This window comes from Shewanella sp. WXL01, from assembly GCF_012263345.1.
GTDB classification, from domain to species: domain Bacteria; phylum Pseudomonadota; class Gammaproteobacteria; order Enterobacterales; family Shewanellaceae; genus Shewanella; species Shewanella maritima.
Genome location: NZ_JAAIKQ010000010.1, coordinates 24453 through 42275 on the forward strand (window position 1 = coordinate 24453; position 17823 = coordinate 42275).

Consider the following 17823-nt stretch of genomic DNA (forward strand, 5'->3'; position numbering starts at 1 on the left):
AATACAAGACTTTACTAGGGTTCACTCCCCTAGTAATACCAATCGGGATAAATAAGTGACCTGAAATTACGCAGGAAAAATCGCTTAGAACAGGGCGGGAATTGCAGCTAGCTAGTTGCTCTACCTACAAGATTCCTAACGAAGTTATAAGCGCTTTTAACCAGTAAAAATGATCACATACTTGTGCTGATTGGTATATCAATTAATCATAACAATCATATAGTAGGAAGGACTGCGAGATGTCTGAAGATATGCTAAAAGATTTGGACCCATCAGAAACTCAGGAATGGGTTGATGCTCTGCAAGCTGTATTAGAGCAAGAAGGGCCTGAAAGAGCGCACTTTTTATTAGAGAAGTTAATCGATAAAGCCCGTCGCAATGGTACTCACTTACCTTACGACGCCACGACCGCTTATCTGAACACGATCCCTGCGGGCCAAGAACCGAACATGCCTGGCAACCAAGAAATGGAGCGTCGTATTCGCGCTATCATTCGTTGGAACGCGCTGGCTATGGTACTTCGTGGTTCTAAGAAAGACCTAGAGCTTGGTGGCCATATCTCAAGCTTCTCTTCAAGTGCCACTATTTATGATGTGTGTTTCAACCACTTCTTCCGCGCACCAAATGAAAAAGACGGTGGCGATTTAGTTTACTTCCAGGGTCATATTGCTCCGGGTATCTATGCGCGCTCGTTCCTTGAAGGCCGCTTAACTGAAGACCAACTAGCTAACTTCCGCCAAGAAGTTGATGGCCAAGGTCTATCTTCGTACCCGCATCCTAAGTTAATGCCTGACTACTGGCAGTTCCCAACGGTTTCTATGGGCCTTGGTCCTATCCAAGCTATTTACCAAGCGCGTTACTTAAAATACTTAACTGACCGCGGCTTAAAAGACTGCTCGGAGCAAACGGTATACTGTTTCCTCGGTGACGGTGAGTGTGACGAGCCTGAATCTCTAGGTGCGATTGGCCTAGCTGCCCGTGAAGGTCTAGACAACCTAGTATTTATTATTAACTGTAACCTGCAGCGTCTTGACGGTCCGGTACGTGGTAACGGTAAGATTATTCAAGAGCTTGAAGGTGAATTCCGCGGCGCTGGCTGGGAAGTGGTTAAAGTGATTTGGGGTCGCTACTGGGATGCGTTACTTGCACGTGACACCAGCGGCAAACTGCTACAGCTAATGGAAGAAACCGTAGACGGTGAATACCAAAACTGTAAAGCAAAAGGCGGCGCTTATACGCGTGAGCACTTCTTTGGTAAGTACCCAGAAACTGCTGAAATGGTTGCTAACATGTCAGATGATGACATTTGGCGTCTAAACCGTGGTGGTCATGACCCTGTTAAAATTTACGCGGCATTAGATCATGCTAAGAAGACTAAAGGTCGCCCAACAGTAATCCTGGCTAAAACCGTTAAGGGTTATGGTCTAGGTTCTGCTGGTGAAGGTAAGAACATTGCCCATAACGTCAAGAAGATGGATGTCGACTCTATCCGTTACTTCCGCGATCGTTTCAATATCCCTATTCCAGATGACAAGTTAGAAGATATTCCTTTCTATCACCCAGGTCCTGATTCAGAAGAAGTGAAGTACCTAAAAGAGCGCCGTGAAGCCCTGAAAGGTTACTTGCCACAGCGTCGCGAAAACTTCACTGAAGAGCTAGAAGTACCGTCATTGAAGATTTTTGATGCCGTGCTTAAAGGTTCAAATGGCCGTGAAATCTCTTCAACTATGGCGTTTGTACGTGTACTTACCGCGCTGCTTAAAGATAAGAAGATCGGTAAGCGTATTGTGCCAATTATTCCTGATGAAGCGCGTACTTTCGGTATGGAAGGTCTATTCCGTCAGGTTGGTATTTACGCTCACGAAGGTCAAAAGTACGAGCCACAAGACTCAGACCAAGTTGCTTACTACCGTGAAGACAAGTCAGGTCAGGTTCTGCAAGAAGGTATTAACGAGTTAGGTGCAATGTCATCTTGGGTATCTGCTGCAACTAGCTACTCAGTGAACGACATGCCAACCATTCCGTTCTACATCTACTACTCAATGTTTGGTTTCCAACGTATTGGTGACATGGCATGGGCAGCAGGTGATATGCGTGCACGTGGTTTCCTTGTTGGTGGTACCTCAGGTCGTACAACACTTAACGGTGAAGGTCTGCAGCACCAAGATGGTCACAGCCATATTCTTGCAAACACTATTCCTAACTGTGTGTCTTATGACCCAACTTACGGTTATGAGATTGCAGTAATCGTTCAAGATGGTATCGAGCGCATGTACGGCGACAAGCAAGAAGACGTGTTCTACTACCTAACTACAATGAACGAGAACTATGTTCAGCCTGAAATGCCAAAAGGCGCAGAAGAAGGCATTGTTAAAGGTATCTACAAGCTTGAATCGGTAGCAGGTAGCGGTAAAGGTAAAGTACAACTTATGGGTTGTGGCACCATCCTTGAAGAAGTCCGTAAAGCTGCGCAAGCACTAGCGAAAGACTTTGGCGTATCTGCTGACGTATTTAGCGTGACTAGCTTCAACGAGCTAACACGTGATGGCCAAGCTGCCGAGCGTTGGAACCTGTTGCACCCAACTGAAACGCCGAAGAAAGCGTACATCAGTGAAGTACTTGCGTCAGACTCACCAGCGATTGTAGCAACTGACTACATGAAGGTTTACGGCGAGCAGTTACGTGCATACGTGCCAACTGACTACAAGGTACTCGGTACAGACGGTTTTGGTCGCTCAGACAGCCGTGCAAACCTACGTCACCATTTTGAAGTTGATGCTAAGTTCATCGTACTTGCAGCGCTTAAGTCGCTGGTAGAGCGTGATGAAATGCCAGTTGATGTGCTAACTAAAGCCATCAACGAATACGGCATTGACGTAGACAAAGCTAACCCACAGTTCGCGTAAGAGGAATTCAAAATGGCTGATTTAAAAGAGATTTTGGTTCCTAATGTCGACGCTGATGCCGTTCAGGTTATTGAAGTCTGTGTTGAAGTGGGTGAGGTGGTAGAAAAAGAAACCTCAATCATTACCGTCGAAACTGACAAAGCGACCATGGATATTCCGGCGCCGTTTGCAGGCAAAATCGCTGAGTTAAAAGTGGCTGTTGGCGACAGTGTTTCTGAAGGTACACTAATTGCCCTTCTTTCTGCTGAAGGTGCAAGTGAAGAGGCTGCAAGTGAACAAGCGCCTGCACCAGCTGCTGAGCCTGCACAAGCAAGCGCACCTGCAGTTGAACAATCTGCGCCGGTTGCCGCTCCTGCAGCTTCATCACAAGTGGTAGAGGTTAAAGTGCCAGATATTGGTGGTGATACTGACGTACCTGTGATTGAAGTATTAGTGAGCGAAGGCGAAACCATTGAAGCTGAAGCTGGCCTAATTACCCTTGAAACTGACAAAGCGACCATGGATGTACCTGCGCCGCAAGCCGGTGTGGTTAAGTCAATTAGCATCAAGACAGGTGATACTGTTTCTGAAGGCACGCTAGTACTGACGCTAGAAGTTGCCAGTGAAGCAAGCGCTCCTGTTGAAGCTCCAGCAGAGACTCCAGCACCAGCAGCTCCTGCAGCAGCACAAGTTGTGGAAGTGAAAGTACCAGACATTGGTGGCGACACTGACGTACCTGTGATCGAAGTATTGGTAAGTGAAGGCGAAACCATTGAAGCAGAAGCGGGCCTAATTACCCTTGAAACTGATAAAGCAACCATGGATGTGCCATCACCAAAAGCGGGTGTGGTTAAGTCTGTGAGTGTAAAAGTAGGTGACACTGTTTCTGAAGGCACACTCGTGCTTATGCTAGAAGTTGCTGGCGAAGCTCCGGCTGCGCCAAAAGTTGAAGCACCAGTTGCTGCAGCTCCTGCTAGTCAAGCGCAGCAGGTTGCACCTGCGCCAGCGAGTCGTGCTACTCCGCCTGTACCGCATCACCCAAGTGCTGCAGCGCCATCAGCAACCGGAGTTGTACATGCATCACCAGCGGTTCGCCGTTTAGCGCGTGAGTTTGGCGTTGATTTAACTAAGGTGACAGGTACTGGTCGTAAAAAGCGTATTTTGAAAGAAGACGTTCAAGCTTACGTTAAGTATGAACTGTCACGTCCTAAAGCAAGCGCGGCAACCTCAGTTGCTGGCGGTGCTGGTGGTCTAAATGTGATTGACGCACCTAAGGTCGACTTTAGCAAGTTTGGTGAAGTGGAAGAAAAACCACTAAGCCGTATCCAGAAGATCTCCGGTCCTAACTTGCACCGTAACTGGGTAACCATCCCGCATGTGACCCAGTTCGACGAAGCTGACATCACTGAGCTTGAAGCTTTCCGTAAAGAGCAAAACACCCTAGCGGCGAAGCAAAAAGCGGATTACAAGATCACCCCACTGGTGTTCATGATGAAAGCGGTAGCCAAAACACTGCAGCAATTCCCTGTGTTTAACTCAAGCTTGAGCCATGACGGTGAATCACTGATCCAGAAGAAGTACTTCCACATTGGCGTGGCGGTAGATACACCAAATGGATTAGTGGTACCTGTGGTACGTGATGTTGACAAAAAAGGCATCATTGAGCTGTCACGCGAGCTAATGGAGATTTCTGTTAAGGCTCGTGAAGGCAAGCTAAAAGCTGCAGATATGCAGGGTAGCTGCTTTACTATTTCAAGTTTAGGTGGCATTGGCGGTACAGCGTTTACCCCAATTGTTAACTACCCTGATGTAGCAATTCTAGGTGTGTCTAAGTCAGAGATGAAGCCGAAATGGAACGGTAGTGAGTTTGAGCCTAAGCTTATGCTACCACTGTCATTATCGTACGATCACCGCGTGATCGATGGTGCGATGGCAGCACGCTTTAGCGTGACATTATCAGCGATTCTTTCTGATATTCGCACCCTAATACTTTAAGCCGAACAGGCCGCTCTTATTGAGTGGCCTTTTTTATGCTGTGAGATTGTGATCAAGGTCAAACAAAGGTTAAAATGCGCCATCCCAATTTTTGAAATGTGCGATAAATAAAATTGGATGTGAAACAGACGTTTCTGGCTAGCGTTAGCGACCTTTAGGGCACGATCCCTCTCCACGAACCGTCTCCCTAAAGGAATGAAAAATTAGAGGAAGTCATGAGTAAAGAAATTAGCACTCAAGTTGTCGTACTAGGCGCAGGCCCAGCGGGTTACTCTGCTGCTTTCCGTGCTGCGGATTTAGGTTTAGATACTGTAATCATCGAGCGCTTTGACACGCTTGGTGGTGTTTGTCTAAACGTGGGTTGTATTCCTTCAAAAGCATTACTGCACGTAGCTAAAGTGATTGAAGAAGCAAAAACAGTTGCTGCTCACGGTGTCACTTTTGGTGAGCCACAAATCGATTTAGATAAGCTACGTAGCTACAAAGAAAAAGTTATCGGTCAACTTACTGGCGGTTTAGGCGGTATGTCTAAAATGCGTAAAGTTGACGTAGTAAACGGTTTTGGTAAGTTCACTGGCCCTAACTCAATTGCAGTTGAAGGCAAAGACGGCACCACTATCGTGAACTTTGAACACGCAATCATTGCGGCAGGTTCTCGCCCAATTCAACTACCATTTATCCCACATGAAGACCCACGTATTTGGGACTCAACTGATGCCTTAGAACTAAAAGAAGTACCAGGCAAGTTGCTAGTAATGGGTGGCGGTATCATTGGTTTAGAAATGGGTACTGTGTACTCATCTCTAGGTAGCGAGATCGACGTAGTTGAAATGTTCGACCAAGTGATTCCTGCGGCTGACAAAGACGTTGTGCGTATCTTCACCAAAAAGATTAAGAAGAAGTTCAATCTAATGCTTGAAACCAAGGTTACCGCGGTTGAAGCAAAAGATGACGGCATTTACGTGACGATGGAAGGCAAGAAAGCACCTGCAGAGCCTGTACGTTACGATGCAGTATTAGTTGCCATTGGTCGTACGCCAAATGGTAAGTCGCTTGATGCTGAAAAAGCCGGTATCAAGGTTGACGAGCGCGGCTTTATCAATGTTGATAAGCAAATGCGTACTAACGTGAACAACATCTTCGCGATTGGTGACATTGTTGGTCAACCAATGCTAGCGCACAAAGGTGTGCATGAAGGTCATGTAGCGGCTGAAGTTATCTCAGGTCTTAAGCACTTCTTTGACCCGAAAGTGATCCCTTCAATCGCCTACACAGACCCAGAAGTCGCTTGGGTTGGTCTAACAGAGAAAGAAGCAAAAGAGCAAGGTATTGCTTATGAAACAGCAACTTTCCCATGGGCTGCAAGTGGCCGCGCGATTGCATCTGATGCAAGCGACGGTATGACTAAGTTAATCTTCGACAAAGAAACTCACCGCGTTATTGGTGGTGCAATTGTTGGTGTTAACGGTGGTGAGCTACTGGGTGAAATCGGCCTAGCAATCGAAATGGGTTGTGATGCTGAAGACCTAGCGCTAACTATTCACGCTCACCCAACACTGCATGAGTCAGTGGGTCTAGCTGCTGAAGTTTACGAAGGTTCAATTACTGATTTACCTAACCCAAAAGCGGTTAAAAAGAAGAAGTAATCGACTAGCTCGAGCGTTAAGATAACAAACGTAAACAAATGTATGAAGCACCCTTTTATGGGTGCTTTTTTTTGGTCTAAACTCTGCAATGGATGTTATATTGGAGTGCGACTAGTTACCCTTATGTTATTGTTGAGGTTCGGCATTTTTGTCACTAAAACGCTATGACATCATGGAGTGTGAGTAACCTAAGTTGGGAATAAAAACGTTTTCTAACAGTGGCTGTTAGAAGCAAAGCGTTGTAATGAAGCCTTGCGATGAAAATCATTTCAATGCATCGACCCCAGTTAAGGTTACTTAGTAGAAATGGACATCTAAAGCGTATTGAATTCGGTCACGTTTGGAGTGTGTTATTAACTATTTCTTCCGACTTGTCAGCATATCTATATTGTTAGCCTATGCCGTTAGCACCGCTTGTTTTGCCTCACCAACGCAGCGCGTATTTGATGCGCGTGACGGCCTGACCACAGCCTCAATTCATGACATTGCCTTTGATCATTATGGCTTTACCTGGCTAGCAACCGAGCAGGGCTTATACCGTGCCAGCAGTTCTATGGTGCGACGTATCGATAAAGTCGGTTTCGAGACCATACTTGAAGATGAAACCCTATTCCAAGTTGAGCCTCTTAGCGATAATCTGCTGTTTCTTAATGGATTTAAAGCTAGCTATTTGTATCAGATCAATGAGAACCAATTCACCAAAATCAAGGTTAAGGGTGAGGAGGGAAGCTCGTCCATCCTACGTATAGAGCAAGCTCATGCCGTTAAGCATGACCGGTTCATCGCGCTCACTCAATCAGGAAGAGTGTTTTGGCTTGATACCGACAACAGTCAGTTTCAAGTGGATAAGCGCTTTGTATTGCCTAAACAAGACAAGTGGAAGGACTTTCTTGCACTAGACAGTGGCGAGTTTATTTTCGCGGCTAAGCATTTACTGCATAAAGTTGATGTCGATGGCAACAGCGTACAGCTTGATTTTTCAGCACAAGAGTACGGTGAAATTAATGCTTTGCTATATGAGCAAGGTAAAGTTTGGGTGTTATCAAGCAAGGGCTTATTTCATATCAGTTTTGCCCAGCAGCGGGTGACACAAATACCTGATATGAATTATCACCTGGTTACAGCGGTGGTTGATGAAGAGGGTGTGTTCTGGCTGGGTGGCTACGATGGGCTGATAAAGTGGGATCCTGAATCTAAGCTCATCATTAACTACCAACAAGAGATTAAGTCATCTGCGCGCATTGATTATATCTTCGATTTGGTACTCGATGACAACGGCTTAATTTGGTTGGGTGGCTCAGGTGGGCGTTTGGCTGTTATGAGCCCGCCGTCGCAGTTTATCAAGCAAACTTATACCAGTTTTCCGCCGTTTGATATTCAGTCTGAAGTGATTTGGTCGGTTTACAGTGAAGGCGATAAGGTGTGGCTCGGCGCCGACGGTGGCGTGAATGTGATTGATATGAATGTAAAAGGCTCGACATTTATTGAGCTTGAAGGCTTTATTGCATCAGACAGCATATATCACATTACCGCTCTAACCGATGACACTCTTATCGTTACGTCTACCAACGGTATTCACGCTATTAATAAAACCACCAATCAAAGCCAAAGGTTTGCAGATTACGCCAGTGTTAATACTTCGCTTGCAGGAAGCATCGTTATCTCCTCATTTATCGACCCTGCTGTTGCTGGCCGTGTCTGGTTTCCGGGTAGCGCCGGTTTGTTTTATTGGGAGCCTGGTGCCACAGAATTAACTCAGGTACACATTGACCATGGCCACGAAGCAGGTGAGTTATGGTTTAGCAGTATCATACGCGACTCACAGCAAAGGCTATGGGTGAGTGGTAGTCACTTTGGCTATTTTGATGACAAGCTCAATTTTCACTCTAAAGAGCCGCAAATTGTTTTTGAAGATAGGGAGATACAGGTTAGCCAAATTATCGAGGTGGAGCCTAATGTGTTGTGGCTGACATCGAACCAAAATGGCCTATTTCAACTTAACGCAGTTACTGATGAGTTAATCAAGCTCGACCGTTTATGGCAGGTGAACTGCAGCGTGATTTACTTTATTGAGCAAACTAAAGAAGAGGTTTTCATTGGCTGTGAAGACTCAATTCTTAAGGTAAATCGAGAAACCGGGCTAGTAGAGGGTTACCCTCAGCGTGATGGCTTTATTTCTGATGAGTTTAATGAGGCCGCAACCTTTTATCGTGATGATTTAGGCCTGTTTGTCGGCACGCCAAATGGCGCCATGCTCATTGACCCTGACTTGCTGGAAAATCGCATCGTTGATGACAAGATTTTGCTTGAGTCAGTCGTGGTGTATTACGACGAAAAAACTAGCGTAAGTCTGGTGCCTAAGCCAGATATTGTTGTTGACCCTGGTGCCAGTTTAATTAGTTTTCAAATTGCTTCGTTTGATTACCTCAACCCTAAACCTTTGACCTTGCAGTATCGTTTAAATCGCTCAGGTGAGCGCAAAGGTAACTATTTCTTGCTTGACGGTAAGTCGCAAATCAATATTTCAGGCCTTAAAGCGGGTGATTACACCTTAGAGCTGAAGTACATGCGCAACGGTTTGTGGACGACAAAGCCGTTTGTGTACCCGTTCCATGTCAAGCAATTCTGGTGGCAGTCGAATCAGTTCAAAGGCCTGATAATCCTGCTTGCTTTGGTGTCCATGGTTGCGATTATCATTTTTCGCCAAAATCAAATTAGTCGTTTCAAAAGCATTAACCATGCGCTAACTGAAAGTGACGACCGTTTGCGTCAGGCACTGAAAGGCAGTGAGTCAGACTTATGGGAATGGCGCGATACCACTAAGAAGATTTATTTGGAAAATCGCGGTGGCATATTAGGTAGTCAGCAGCGTTTATCTGGGCATTTAAGTGACATTCCTATTCACCCAGACGACTTAAATCGTGCTACCAAAGCCTGGAACGCGCTACTTAAATCCAACAAAGAAATGATTGACGTAGAATACCGCTATCGCCGTGAAGACGACCAGTGGCGTTGGTTGCGTGTGCGTGGCCGTGCGGTATCGATAAACCCTGTGAATAATCGTCTTGAGCGAGCTGCGGGTATTTTTACCGATGTGACTCAGCAAAAGGAATTGGAAAGTGAAATAACCTTGTTGGCTGAAGCCTTCGAGAATACCTCAGAAGGTATGCTGATTTTAGATGACCAGAAAAGCGTTAAGGTCAGTAATGCCGCTGCGAATGTCATTTTGTCGGCCAGCTCTGAAGAACTAGTGGGTAGGGCGTTCTCTGACCTTGTAGTGAGTAGCCGGGTGCCACTCAATATAGATAAACTATTCGGTAGCGAAAATTACTGGAGCGGTGAGCGTGAATTTAAACGTTTTGATGGCGACAACTGCCCAGTGTGGCTCAACATTTCTAAAATGCTCAATAAACAGGGCGCGCCGCAACATTACGTCGTGGTGTTCTCTGACATTACTGAACGAAAGCAAAATGAGTCTAATCTTAAGCGTTTAGCAAATAATGACATCCTCACAGGGCTGGCTAATCGGGCTATGTTCTCCCGCCAGCTAAAGAATATTACCAGTCAGCCTAATAGCGATGAAAAGCTCGCGTTGATGTTCCTTGACCTTGATCGCTTCAAGCATGTTAATGACTCCTACGGCCACAGCATGGGTGATGCCTTGTTAGTTGAAGCAGCCAAGCGATTACAGTCGTGCTTAACTGAACAACATATTCTGTGCCGCTTTGGTGGAGATGAGTTTGTGATTTTGCTGCGCGACGTTGAAGGCGTAGATCAAATTAACCATATTGCAGAGCAGTTACTGCACCAGATTGAAACACCATTTAACCTACTTGGGCGTGAGTTCTTTATCTCTACCAGTATTGGTATCAGCATTTGGCCCGATGATAGCGTCGATGCTGAAACCCTGATCAAAAATGCCGACCTTGCCATGTATCACGCCAAAGAAGAGGGCAGAGGTTTATTTAGGTATTACTCGGCAGAGCGCAATGCAGAAGCACTGTATCACTTACGCCTTGAGGCTGACCTTCGCAAAGCGATTGAGCAAAATGAGTTTGAACTGCATTATCAACCGCAAATTAATATACTGCACGATGATCAGTTTGTGGGTATGGAGGCGCTGATCCGCTGGAAGCATCCGCAAGATGGTTATGTGCGCCCAGATATCTTTATTGCTGTGGCCGAGTCCTGTGGTTTGGTGGTCGACATAGATCGCTGGGTGTTAAAACAAGCCTGTATTGATGGCGCTCGTTGGCAGCAAAAACTGTCTGAGCCGTTTAGGCTGTCGGTCAATATCTCTGCCGTGCATTTTAGGCAGCCAGACTTTATTAGTACCCTCGCTGAGATTTTGGCTGAAACAGGAATGGAGTCAGAAAGCCTCGCGCTGGAGATCACCGAAGGCGTGTTGATGAAAGAGCTACAGGTGGCGAATGAAAATTTAAGTCAATTGAAGAAAATGGGTATTGAGGTTGCCATTGACGACTTTGGCACAGGCTATTCGTCATTGGCGTATTTAAGTAATTTTGAGGTGAACACCTTAAAAATTGACCGTTCATTCCTGATCAATATTGCCAATAACAAAAACGATCAGGCGATTGTGAGCAGTATTACTGAGCTTGCACGTAACCTGCATTTAGATGTGGTTGCAGAAGGCGTTGAAACCTTAGAGCAACTAGAGCAAGTATTTGCACGGGGTTGTTACATTATTCAAGGTTACTATTTTGCCAAACCCATGCCGCGCCAAGAGCTCGATGCGTACCTTAAACTCGATAGCTAGTTTGTCATAGATAAGAGCAAAAAAGCGCCAATAAAAACGCCGATAAACATCTCATTATTGGCGTTTTTTGTTAGAATGACGCTAATATTATGTGCATTGGAAGCCCGTATGACATTCGCTCGTCCATTCATTTGTTGCCTAATTATTCTAGGCTTGGGGATTGCCTCCTCGTTTTCTACCTTTGCGGAGACCCGTTCGGCTCATCAGCAAAACTCAGCAGACATCAAGCTAAAACCAGTCATTGATGAGCCACTAAGTCGGCCTACCGTTGGCCTTGTGTTAAGTGGTGGTGGTGCAAAAGGTGCGGCGCACGTGGGTGTATTAAAAGTGCTAGAGGCTAACCGTATCCCGGTTGACTATGTCGCAGGTACCAGTATTGGTGCTTATGTTGGTGGTATGTATGCTTTGGGTTATGACTCAATTGAGATTGAGAAAATCATGCTCAACAGCAGTTGGGCAGACGGCTACTCAGATACTATCCCTCGTGAAGATCTTACCTATCGCGATAAGCAATTGCGTGACCGCTATAACATCCCGCTGAACGTCGGTTTTAACAACGGCGAACTCACCATGCCCGGCGGCTTATTACGTGGGCAAACCATGTCGTTGTTATTGCGCCAATCCACCGACTTAGTTGAGCAGTACGGTGATTTTGATGCGCTATCTATTCCTTATCGCGCTGTCGCCACCGATTTAGCCACCAGTGAAGCGGTCGTATTGAGTAAGGGTAGCATTGTTGAGGCGATGCAAGCATCGGCAACTGTGCCGGGTGCGCTACAGCCAAGCGAGATTGACGACCGACTGCTGGTGGATGGCGGTATTGCTAATAACATCCCGATTGATGTAGCTAAAGCCATGGGTGCGGATATTGTTATTGCCGTTGATATTGGCTCGCCGCTAGCAAACAAAGACAAACTTAACAGCGCCATTAGCGTGCTCGAGCAGCTGTCGACTATTTTGACTCAAGCAAGTACCGCAAAGCAAAAAGCCCTGCTGACAGATGAAGACATCTTGATCCGCCCAGCAATTGATGACATGAGCACCACCGATTTTTCTGTTATGCCCAAAGCGCTGCAAGTGGGTATCGAAGCGGCCAATGAGCAGTTAGCTTCGCTACAAGGATTGTCGTTAGATGAAGAAGAGTATCAACAACACCTTGCACGAAAAGCTGCCCGCCGTAACTTGTGGAGTGACCCATTATCAAGACCTTTAGTCGATGTAGTATTCGATAACAACTCTAAAGTGAGCGGCAGTTTGCTCAGGGAGAAGCTAGGTCTACCTATTGGCGAAGTAGTAACTAAGGAAGAGTTAGATGCAGCGCTAAAACGGGTATATTCGCTTAATAAGTTTGAGCGCGTTGATGCCGAATTTACCGATGTAGCCGACGGGCGAGTATTAACGGTTACCACCAAAGCTAAATCGTGGGGACCGAACTACTTCCAAGCTGGCTTTAATTGGGAGGATGACTTTAATCATCAGTCTGCCATGAGCCTAAGTCTGGCTTATACCATGACGGACTTAACCTATTATGGTGGCGAATGGCGTAACGAGTTAGAGCTTGGTTATCGCTCTATGATTGCCAGTGAGTTCTACCAACCACTAGACAATGATCAGCGTTTTTATAGTCTGGCGCGCTTCCAGTACGACATGAAAACCTGGAGCTTATACGATAATAATCAAAAGATTGAAGATCTCGATAACAATGTCGGCCAATTTAATATTGGTTTAGGGTTGAACTTCTCCAATAAAGGCTTAATGGAAATTGGCAGTGTGTATGAAAAGGGGCGCATTGAGGCCGACCGCCTTTTTACCGAAGTGCTTAAGTATGAATCCTGGGGTGGCTATGTGATGCTGGCCTATGACACACTCGATTCGATTAGCTTTCCAACTCAAGGAAATCGTTTTACCTTCGTAACCCGTGTGCGTGATGAGAGCTATACATCTAATTTGTTTCCGGTAGAGGATGGCGTCAACTGGCAGTATGAGGCTGACTGGAAGGGCGCATTTAACATCGGTAATCATGTGGTAGTAGGTAAAGCTGCTTTCTCAACTGTCGATACTGACAATTTATTTACTGCTCACCCAACTGAGCTTGGTGGCTTCTTAAATTTATCTGGTTATCACAAGCAGGCGCTCACTGGTGCGCATAAAGTCTTTGGTGCATTAATTTACCAATATGATCTAGCAGGTGACTTGCTTATTACCAATGTGCCTTTATACCTAGGTACCAGTATTGAGGCCGGTAACGTTTGGCAAGAGCGATCGAGTGTCGATATTGAAGATTTGATCTTCGGTGGCAGTGTATATTTAGGAACAGATACCGATTGGGGCCCCGCTGCACTTGGCTTCGGTTTCACCGATACAGGTGAAAGGTCAGTTTACTTGTTTGTCGGTAAGAACTTCTAAAACGCCAATACTGCAAATATAAAAGGGCATCAGATTGATGCCCTTTTTTATGTTATCGCTCAGCGAGCTTTTTGATTTAGCAAGGTTAGTTTTTCTTGCGTTATTCGTCTCTACTATTTTTACCCAAGGTCGCAGCAATGCTGGTGGCGTCGGCCAGTTGGTGATGGGCGATGACCCATCTTGGGTCGTTAGCAAAACGCGGCTCTGGAATAATTACGGTTTGCATTCTGGCTGAAGTGGCGGCAATTAACCCGTTAAATGAGTCTTCAATGGCGACACAAGCTTCTGGCTTAATGCCTAAAGCGTTAGCGCAGTTTAGGTAAACCTCTGGGTGGGGTTTACCAAGGGCTAAATGCTCGGCTGATTCTATGGCATCGAATGCATCGGTTAGCTCAAGTTTACTTAACACGGCATCAATAATGTAGTTGGGTGAAGAGGTGGCAAGACCGACTTTTAAGCCATGCTCTCGGCCCCACTTTATTGCATCAACAATCCCTGGCAGCGCTTTGCCATCTGACTCAATAAACTCAACCACCTTACTGGCAATATCTCTGGCAGTTTTGGCGTTGTTGTAATTTGGCCAGGGTTTACGCTGAAACCAATAGTCCACCACTTGATCAATTCGAAAGCCAATGGTCTGCTCCACATCTGTGGCTGACAAATTAAGTCCTAGTTGATTAAACACAACTAATTCGGCAGCTTGCCATGCAGGTTCAGAGTCAATAATGACGCCATCCATATCGAATATGATCGCTTGAATATTCATGGTTTTCCTATATTTATTCACTGTTGCCAGGGCCTGTTGATCTTTGCTGATTAGAATTTGTTCGAATTAAAAGCACTTTAATCGCGGCGTGAGCGATGACGTCTAGTCACCTACACAAATTCGCTCACAACAAAGAGTAAAGTGCTTTTAAACGAACCTTTCAGGCAGCGCTTGTTGTCATTTCTACTGTGTTAACGACTTATCATGTGGAACAACCACACATCAAAGCCGTTGCCTTGTATAAATTTCCAACAAGCTGCTGCAAAAATAATCTTAAAAGGTCAGCAGGCCCTAATGTAGACCTTGGTCGGATAGGTTCTATGTTAGAGCAAAATAATGATCATTTTTTAAAAATAATATGATGTTTATTCATCCATGTTGGCCAGGATGAATTTAAATCTGAATAACCATTTAGGCTTTTGTTTTTAAATGGTTTTTAATGTGTTTTAAACTATCGTCTAATTTTTGCAGAGCCTTGGCAATGTTAATTTACCGCTCCGATGTAAAAAACATGCTGAAATCACGTATCTCGGGAGTGTGATCTGATTCATACTTTTGTAAAGCTGTAGTATACTGTGGCTCGGATTTCAAGCCCGAACCTGTGGAATTGTCGGTGCGACATTGAAGACGCACTGGGTTTCGCCGTAAGGCGCAAAACAAAGAGGAATGTTGCCGTGCTAGAAGCATATCGTAAACACGTCGAAGAACGTGCTGCAGAAGGGGTAGTCCCTAAGCCACTCGATGCCCAACAAGTGGCTGATTTAGTAGAGTTAGTTAAGAATCCACCTGCTGGTGAAGAAGCAGAGATCCTTAATCTGTTAGAAAATCGTATTCCCCCAGGTGTTGACGAAGCCGCTTACGTAAAAGCAGCATTCCTTGATGCCGTTGCCAAAGGTGAGGTGAGTTCACCAATTCTTTCTGCAGACCGTGCAGTTGAATTACTTGGCACTATGCAAGGTGGTTACAACATTGAGCCACTTATTGCCCAACTAGATAATGATGCACTTGCCCCACTTGCTGTTAAAGCACTATCAAACACTCTTCTGATGTTTGATGCATACCACGATGTGGTTGAAAAAATGCAAGCGGGTAACGATTTTGCTAAGCAAATCGTAACTTCATGGGCAGAAGCTGAGTGGTTCCTAAACCGTCCTAAACTAGCTGAAAAAATCACCTTAACCGTATTCAAGGTTACCGGTGAAACTAACACCGATGATTTATCTCCTGCACCAGATGCATGGTCGCGCCCAGATATCCCACTGCACGCATTGGCTATGCTAAAAAATGCCCGTGACGGTATCGTGCCAGATGAAGCAGGCGTTGTTGGTCCAATTAAAGAAATTGAATCACTGAAAGAAAAAGGTCACCCACTGGTTTACGTCGGTGACGTAGTGGGTACAGGTTCTTCGCGTAAATCAGCAACTAACTCAGTGCTTTGGTTCATGGGTGATGATATCCCTAATGTACCTAACAAGCGCGCGGGTGGTTTCTGTTTAGGTGGCAAAATCGCGCCTATCTTCTTCAACACCATGGAAGATGCTGGTGCACTGCCAATCGAGCTAGACGTAAGCAAAATGAACATGGGTGATGTAATCGACATCTACCCATACGAAGGTGTGGTTAAGTCAAACAGCACTGGCGAAGTTATCTCTACGTTTGAGCTAAAAACTGACGTGCTACTTGATGAAGTACGTGCTGGTGGCCGTATCCCACTAATCATTGGTCGTGGTTTAACAGACCGTGCACGCGAGACCTTAGGTCTTGGTGTTTCTGAAGTATTTATCCGCCCAGGTGACGTTGCTGATACTGGCAAAGGTTACACGCTTGCACAGAAGATGGTGGGTAAAGCATGTGGCGTAACAGGTATTCGCCCTGGTCAATACTGTGAGCCTAAGATGACCTCTGTTGGCTCGCAAGATACCACAGGCCCAATGACACGTGACGAGTTAAAAGACTTAGCATGTCTAGGCTTTAGTGCTGATTTAACCATGCAGTCATTCTGTCACACAGCGGCTTACCCTAAGCCTGTTGACGTGAATACTCACCAAACATTACCTGACTTCATCATGAACCGTGGCGGTGTATCACTTCGCCCAGGTGATGGTGTAATTCACTCTTGGTTAAACCGTATGCTTCTACCTGATACCGTAGGTACGGGTGGTGACTCGCATACTCGTTTCCCATTAGGTATCTCATTCCCGGCTGGTTCTGGTCTAGTTGCTTTCGCAGCGGCGACAGGTGTAATGCCACTGGATATGCCTGAGTCAATCCTTGTTCGCTTCAAAGGTGAAATGCAGCCAGGTATCACACTACGTGACCTAGTACATGCAATCCCGCACAAAGCGATTGAGTTAGGTCTGCTAACGGTTGAGAAGAAAGGTAAGATCAACGCATTCTCTGGTCGTGTACTAGAGATTGAAGGTCTAGAGCACCTGAAAGTTGAGCAAGCATTCGAGCTTTCTGATGCATCAGCTGAGCGTAGTGCTGCAGGTTGTACTATCAAGCTAGATAAAGAGCCAATCATCGAATACCTAAACTCTAACATCGTGATGTTGAAGTGGATGATCAGCGAAGGTTATGGCGACCGCCGTACTATTGAGCGTCGTATTAAAGCGATGCAAGAGTGGATTGCTAACCCAGAGTTAATGGAAGCTGACAGCGACGCTGAGTACGCAGAAGTGATTGAAATTGATTTGAACGAAATCAAAGAACCAATCCTATGTGCACCAAACGATCCGGATGATGCAGTACTGCTTTCATCTGTAGTTGATACTAAGATTGACGAAGTATTCGTTGGTTCTTGTATGACTAACATCGGTCACTTCCGTGCAACAGGTAAGATGCTAGACAAGTTTGCTAAGACACTGCCTACGCGTCTATGGATTGCGCCGCCAACTAAGATGGATAAAGACCAGCTAACTGAAGAAGGTTACTACGCAATCTTCGGCCGTGTCGGTGCGCGTATTGAGATCCCAGGTTGTTCACTATGTATGGGTAACCAGGCACGTGTTGCAGAGAACTCAACCGTAGTTTCTACGTCTACACGTAACTTCCCGAACCGTCTAGGTACAGGTGCTAACGTATACCTAGCATCGGCTGAACTAGCCGCAGTTGCTGCTCTGCTAGGTCGCCTACCATCACCAGCAGAGTATCAAGAGTACGCCAAAGAGTTAGATGCGACAGCAGCTGACACGTACCGTTACCTGAACTTTGATGAGATTAAGTCGTACACAGACAAAGCAGATAATGTGATTTTCCAATCAGCGGTGTAATCACCAAAGATAATGGTTAACACACCAACTAAAAGGCCAGCTAAATAGCTGGCTTTTTTTATGTGGAATCGTTTTG

Annotated in this window: 7 protein-coding genes; 6 read left to right on the forward strand and 1 reads right to left on the reverse strand. The window is 45.7% G+C overall.

Annotated features, from left to right (window positions below; translation table 11 throughout):
* Window positions 1-239: 239 nt before the first annotated feature.
* The 5 genes from aceE to G3R49_RS17095 all read left to right on the forward strand — a co-directional run bounded on the left by aceE (window position 240) and on the right by G3R49_RS17095 (window position 13709).
* Window positions 240-2906 carry a pyruvate dehydrogenase (acetyl-transferring), homodimeric type gene (gene aceE, locus G3R49_RS17075; RefSeq protein WP_130600186.1) on the forward strand — a complete coding sequence of 889 codons (2667 nt, stop codon included), beginning with the start codon at window positions 240-242 and terminating at the stop codon, window positions 2904-2906.
* A 12-nt stretch (window positions 2907-2918) separates the two neighbouring features.
* Window positions 2919-4880, forward strand: coding sequence for a dihydrolipoyllysine-residue acetyltransferase (gene aceF / locus G3R49_RS17080; RefSeq protein WP_167870467.1), 1962 nt, complete (start codon window positions 2919-2921; stop codon window positions 4878-4880).
* 215 nt (window positions 4881-5095) lie between these two features.
* Complete coding sequence (gene lpdA, locus G3R49_RS17085) at window positions 5096-6526, forward strand: dihydrolipoyl dehydrogenase (RefSeq protein WP_130600190.1); 1431 nt, start codon at window positions 5096-5098, stop codon at window positions 6524-6526.
* Between the two features lie 388 nt (window positions 6527-6914).
* Entirely contained in the window at window positions 6915-11303 is a 4389-nt protein-coding gene (locus G3R49_RS17090; RefSeq protein ID WP_167870468.1) for an EAL domain-containing protein, read from the forward strand.
* Window positions 11304-11411: 108 nt separating this feature from the next.
* Window positions 11412-13709, forward strand: coding sequence for a patatin-like phospholipase family protein (locus G3R49_RS17095; RefSeq protein WP_167870469.1), 2298 nt, complete (start codon window positions 11412-11414; stop codon window positions 13707-13709).
* 100 nt (window positions 13710-13809) lie between these two features.
* Here G3R49_RS17095 and hxpB read toward each other — a convergent pair whose 3' ends face one another.
* Window positions 13810-14475 (reverse strand): hexitol phosphatase HxpB, encoded by a 666-nt coding sequence (gene hxpB, locus G3R49_RS17100; RefSeq protein WP_167870470.1) that lies wholly within the window; start codon window positions 14473-14475, stop codon window positions 13810-13812.
* 674 nt (window positions 14476-15149) lie between these two features.
* On the opposite strand from hxpB, the gene acnB reads away from it, so the two are divergent.
* Window positions 15150-17747, forward strand: a complete 2598-nt coding sequence (acnB, locus tag G3R49_RS17105; protein ID WP_167870471.1) for a bifunctional aconitate hydratase 2/2-methylisocitrate dehydratase — start codon at window positions 15150-15152, stop codon at window positions 17745-17747.
* The last annotated feature ends 76 nt before the right edge of the window (window positions 17748-17823 follow it).

Coding starts and splice junctions, on each gene's coding strand:
- aceF (WP_167870467.1), top strand. CDS start 2,919: ATGGCTGATTTAAAAGAGATTTTGGTTCCTAATGTCGACGCTGATGCC.
- hxpB (WP_167870470.1), bottom strand. CDS start 14,475: ATGAATATTCAAGCGATCATATTCGATATGGATGGCGTCATTATTGAC.
- aceE (WP_130600186.1), top strand. CDS start 240: ATGTCTGAAGATATGCTAAAAGATTTGGACCCATCAGAAACTCAGGAA.
- G3R49_RS17095 (WP_167870469.1), top strand. CDS start 11,412: ATGACATTCGCTCGTCCATTCATTTGTTGCCTAATTATTCTAGGCTTG.
- lpdA (WP_130600190.1), top strand. CDS start 5,096: ATGAGTAAAGAAATTAGCACTCAAGTTGTCGTACTAGGCGCAGGCCCA.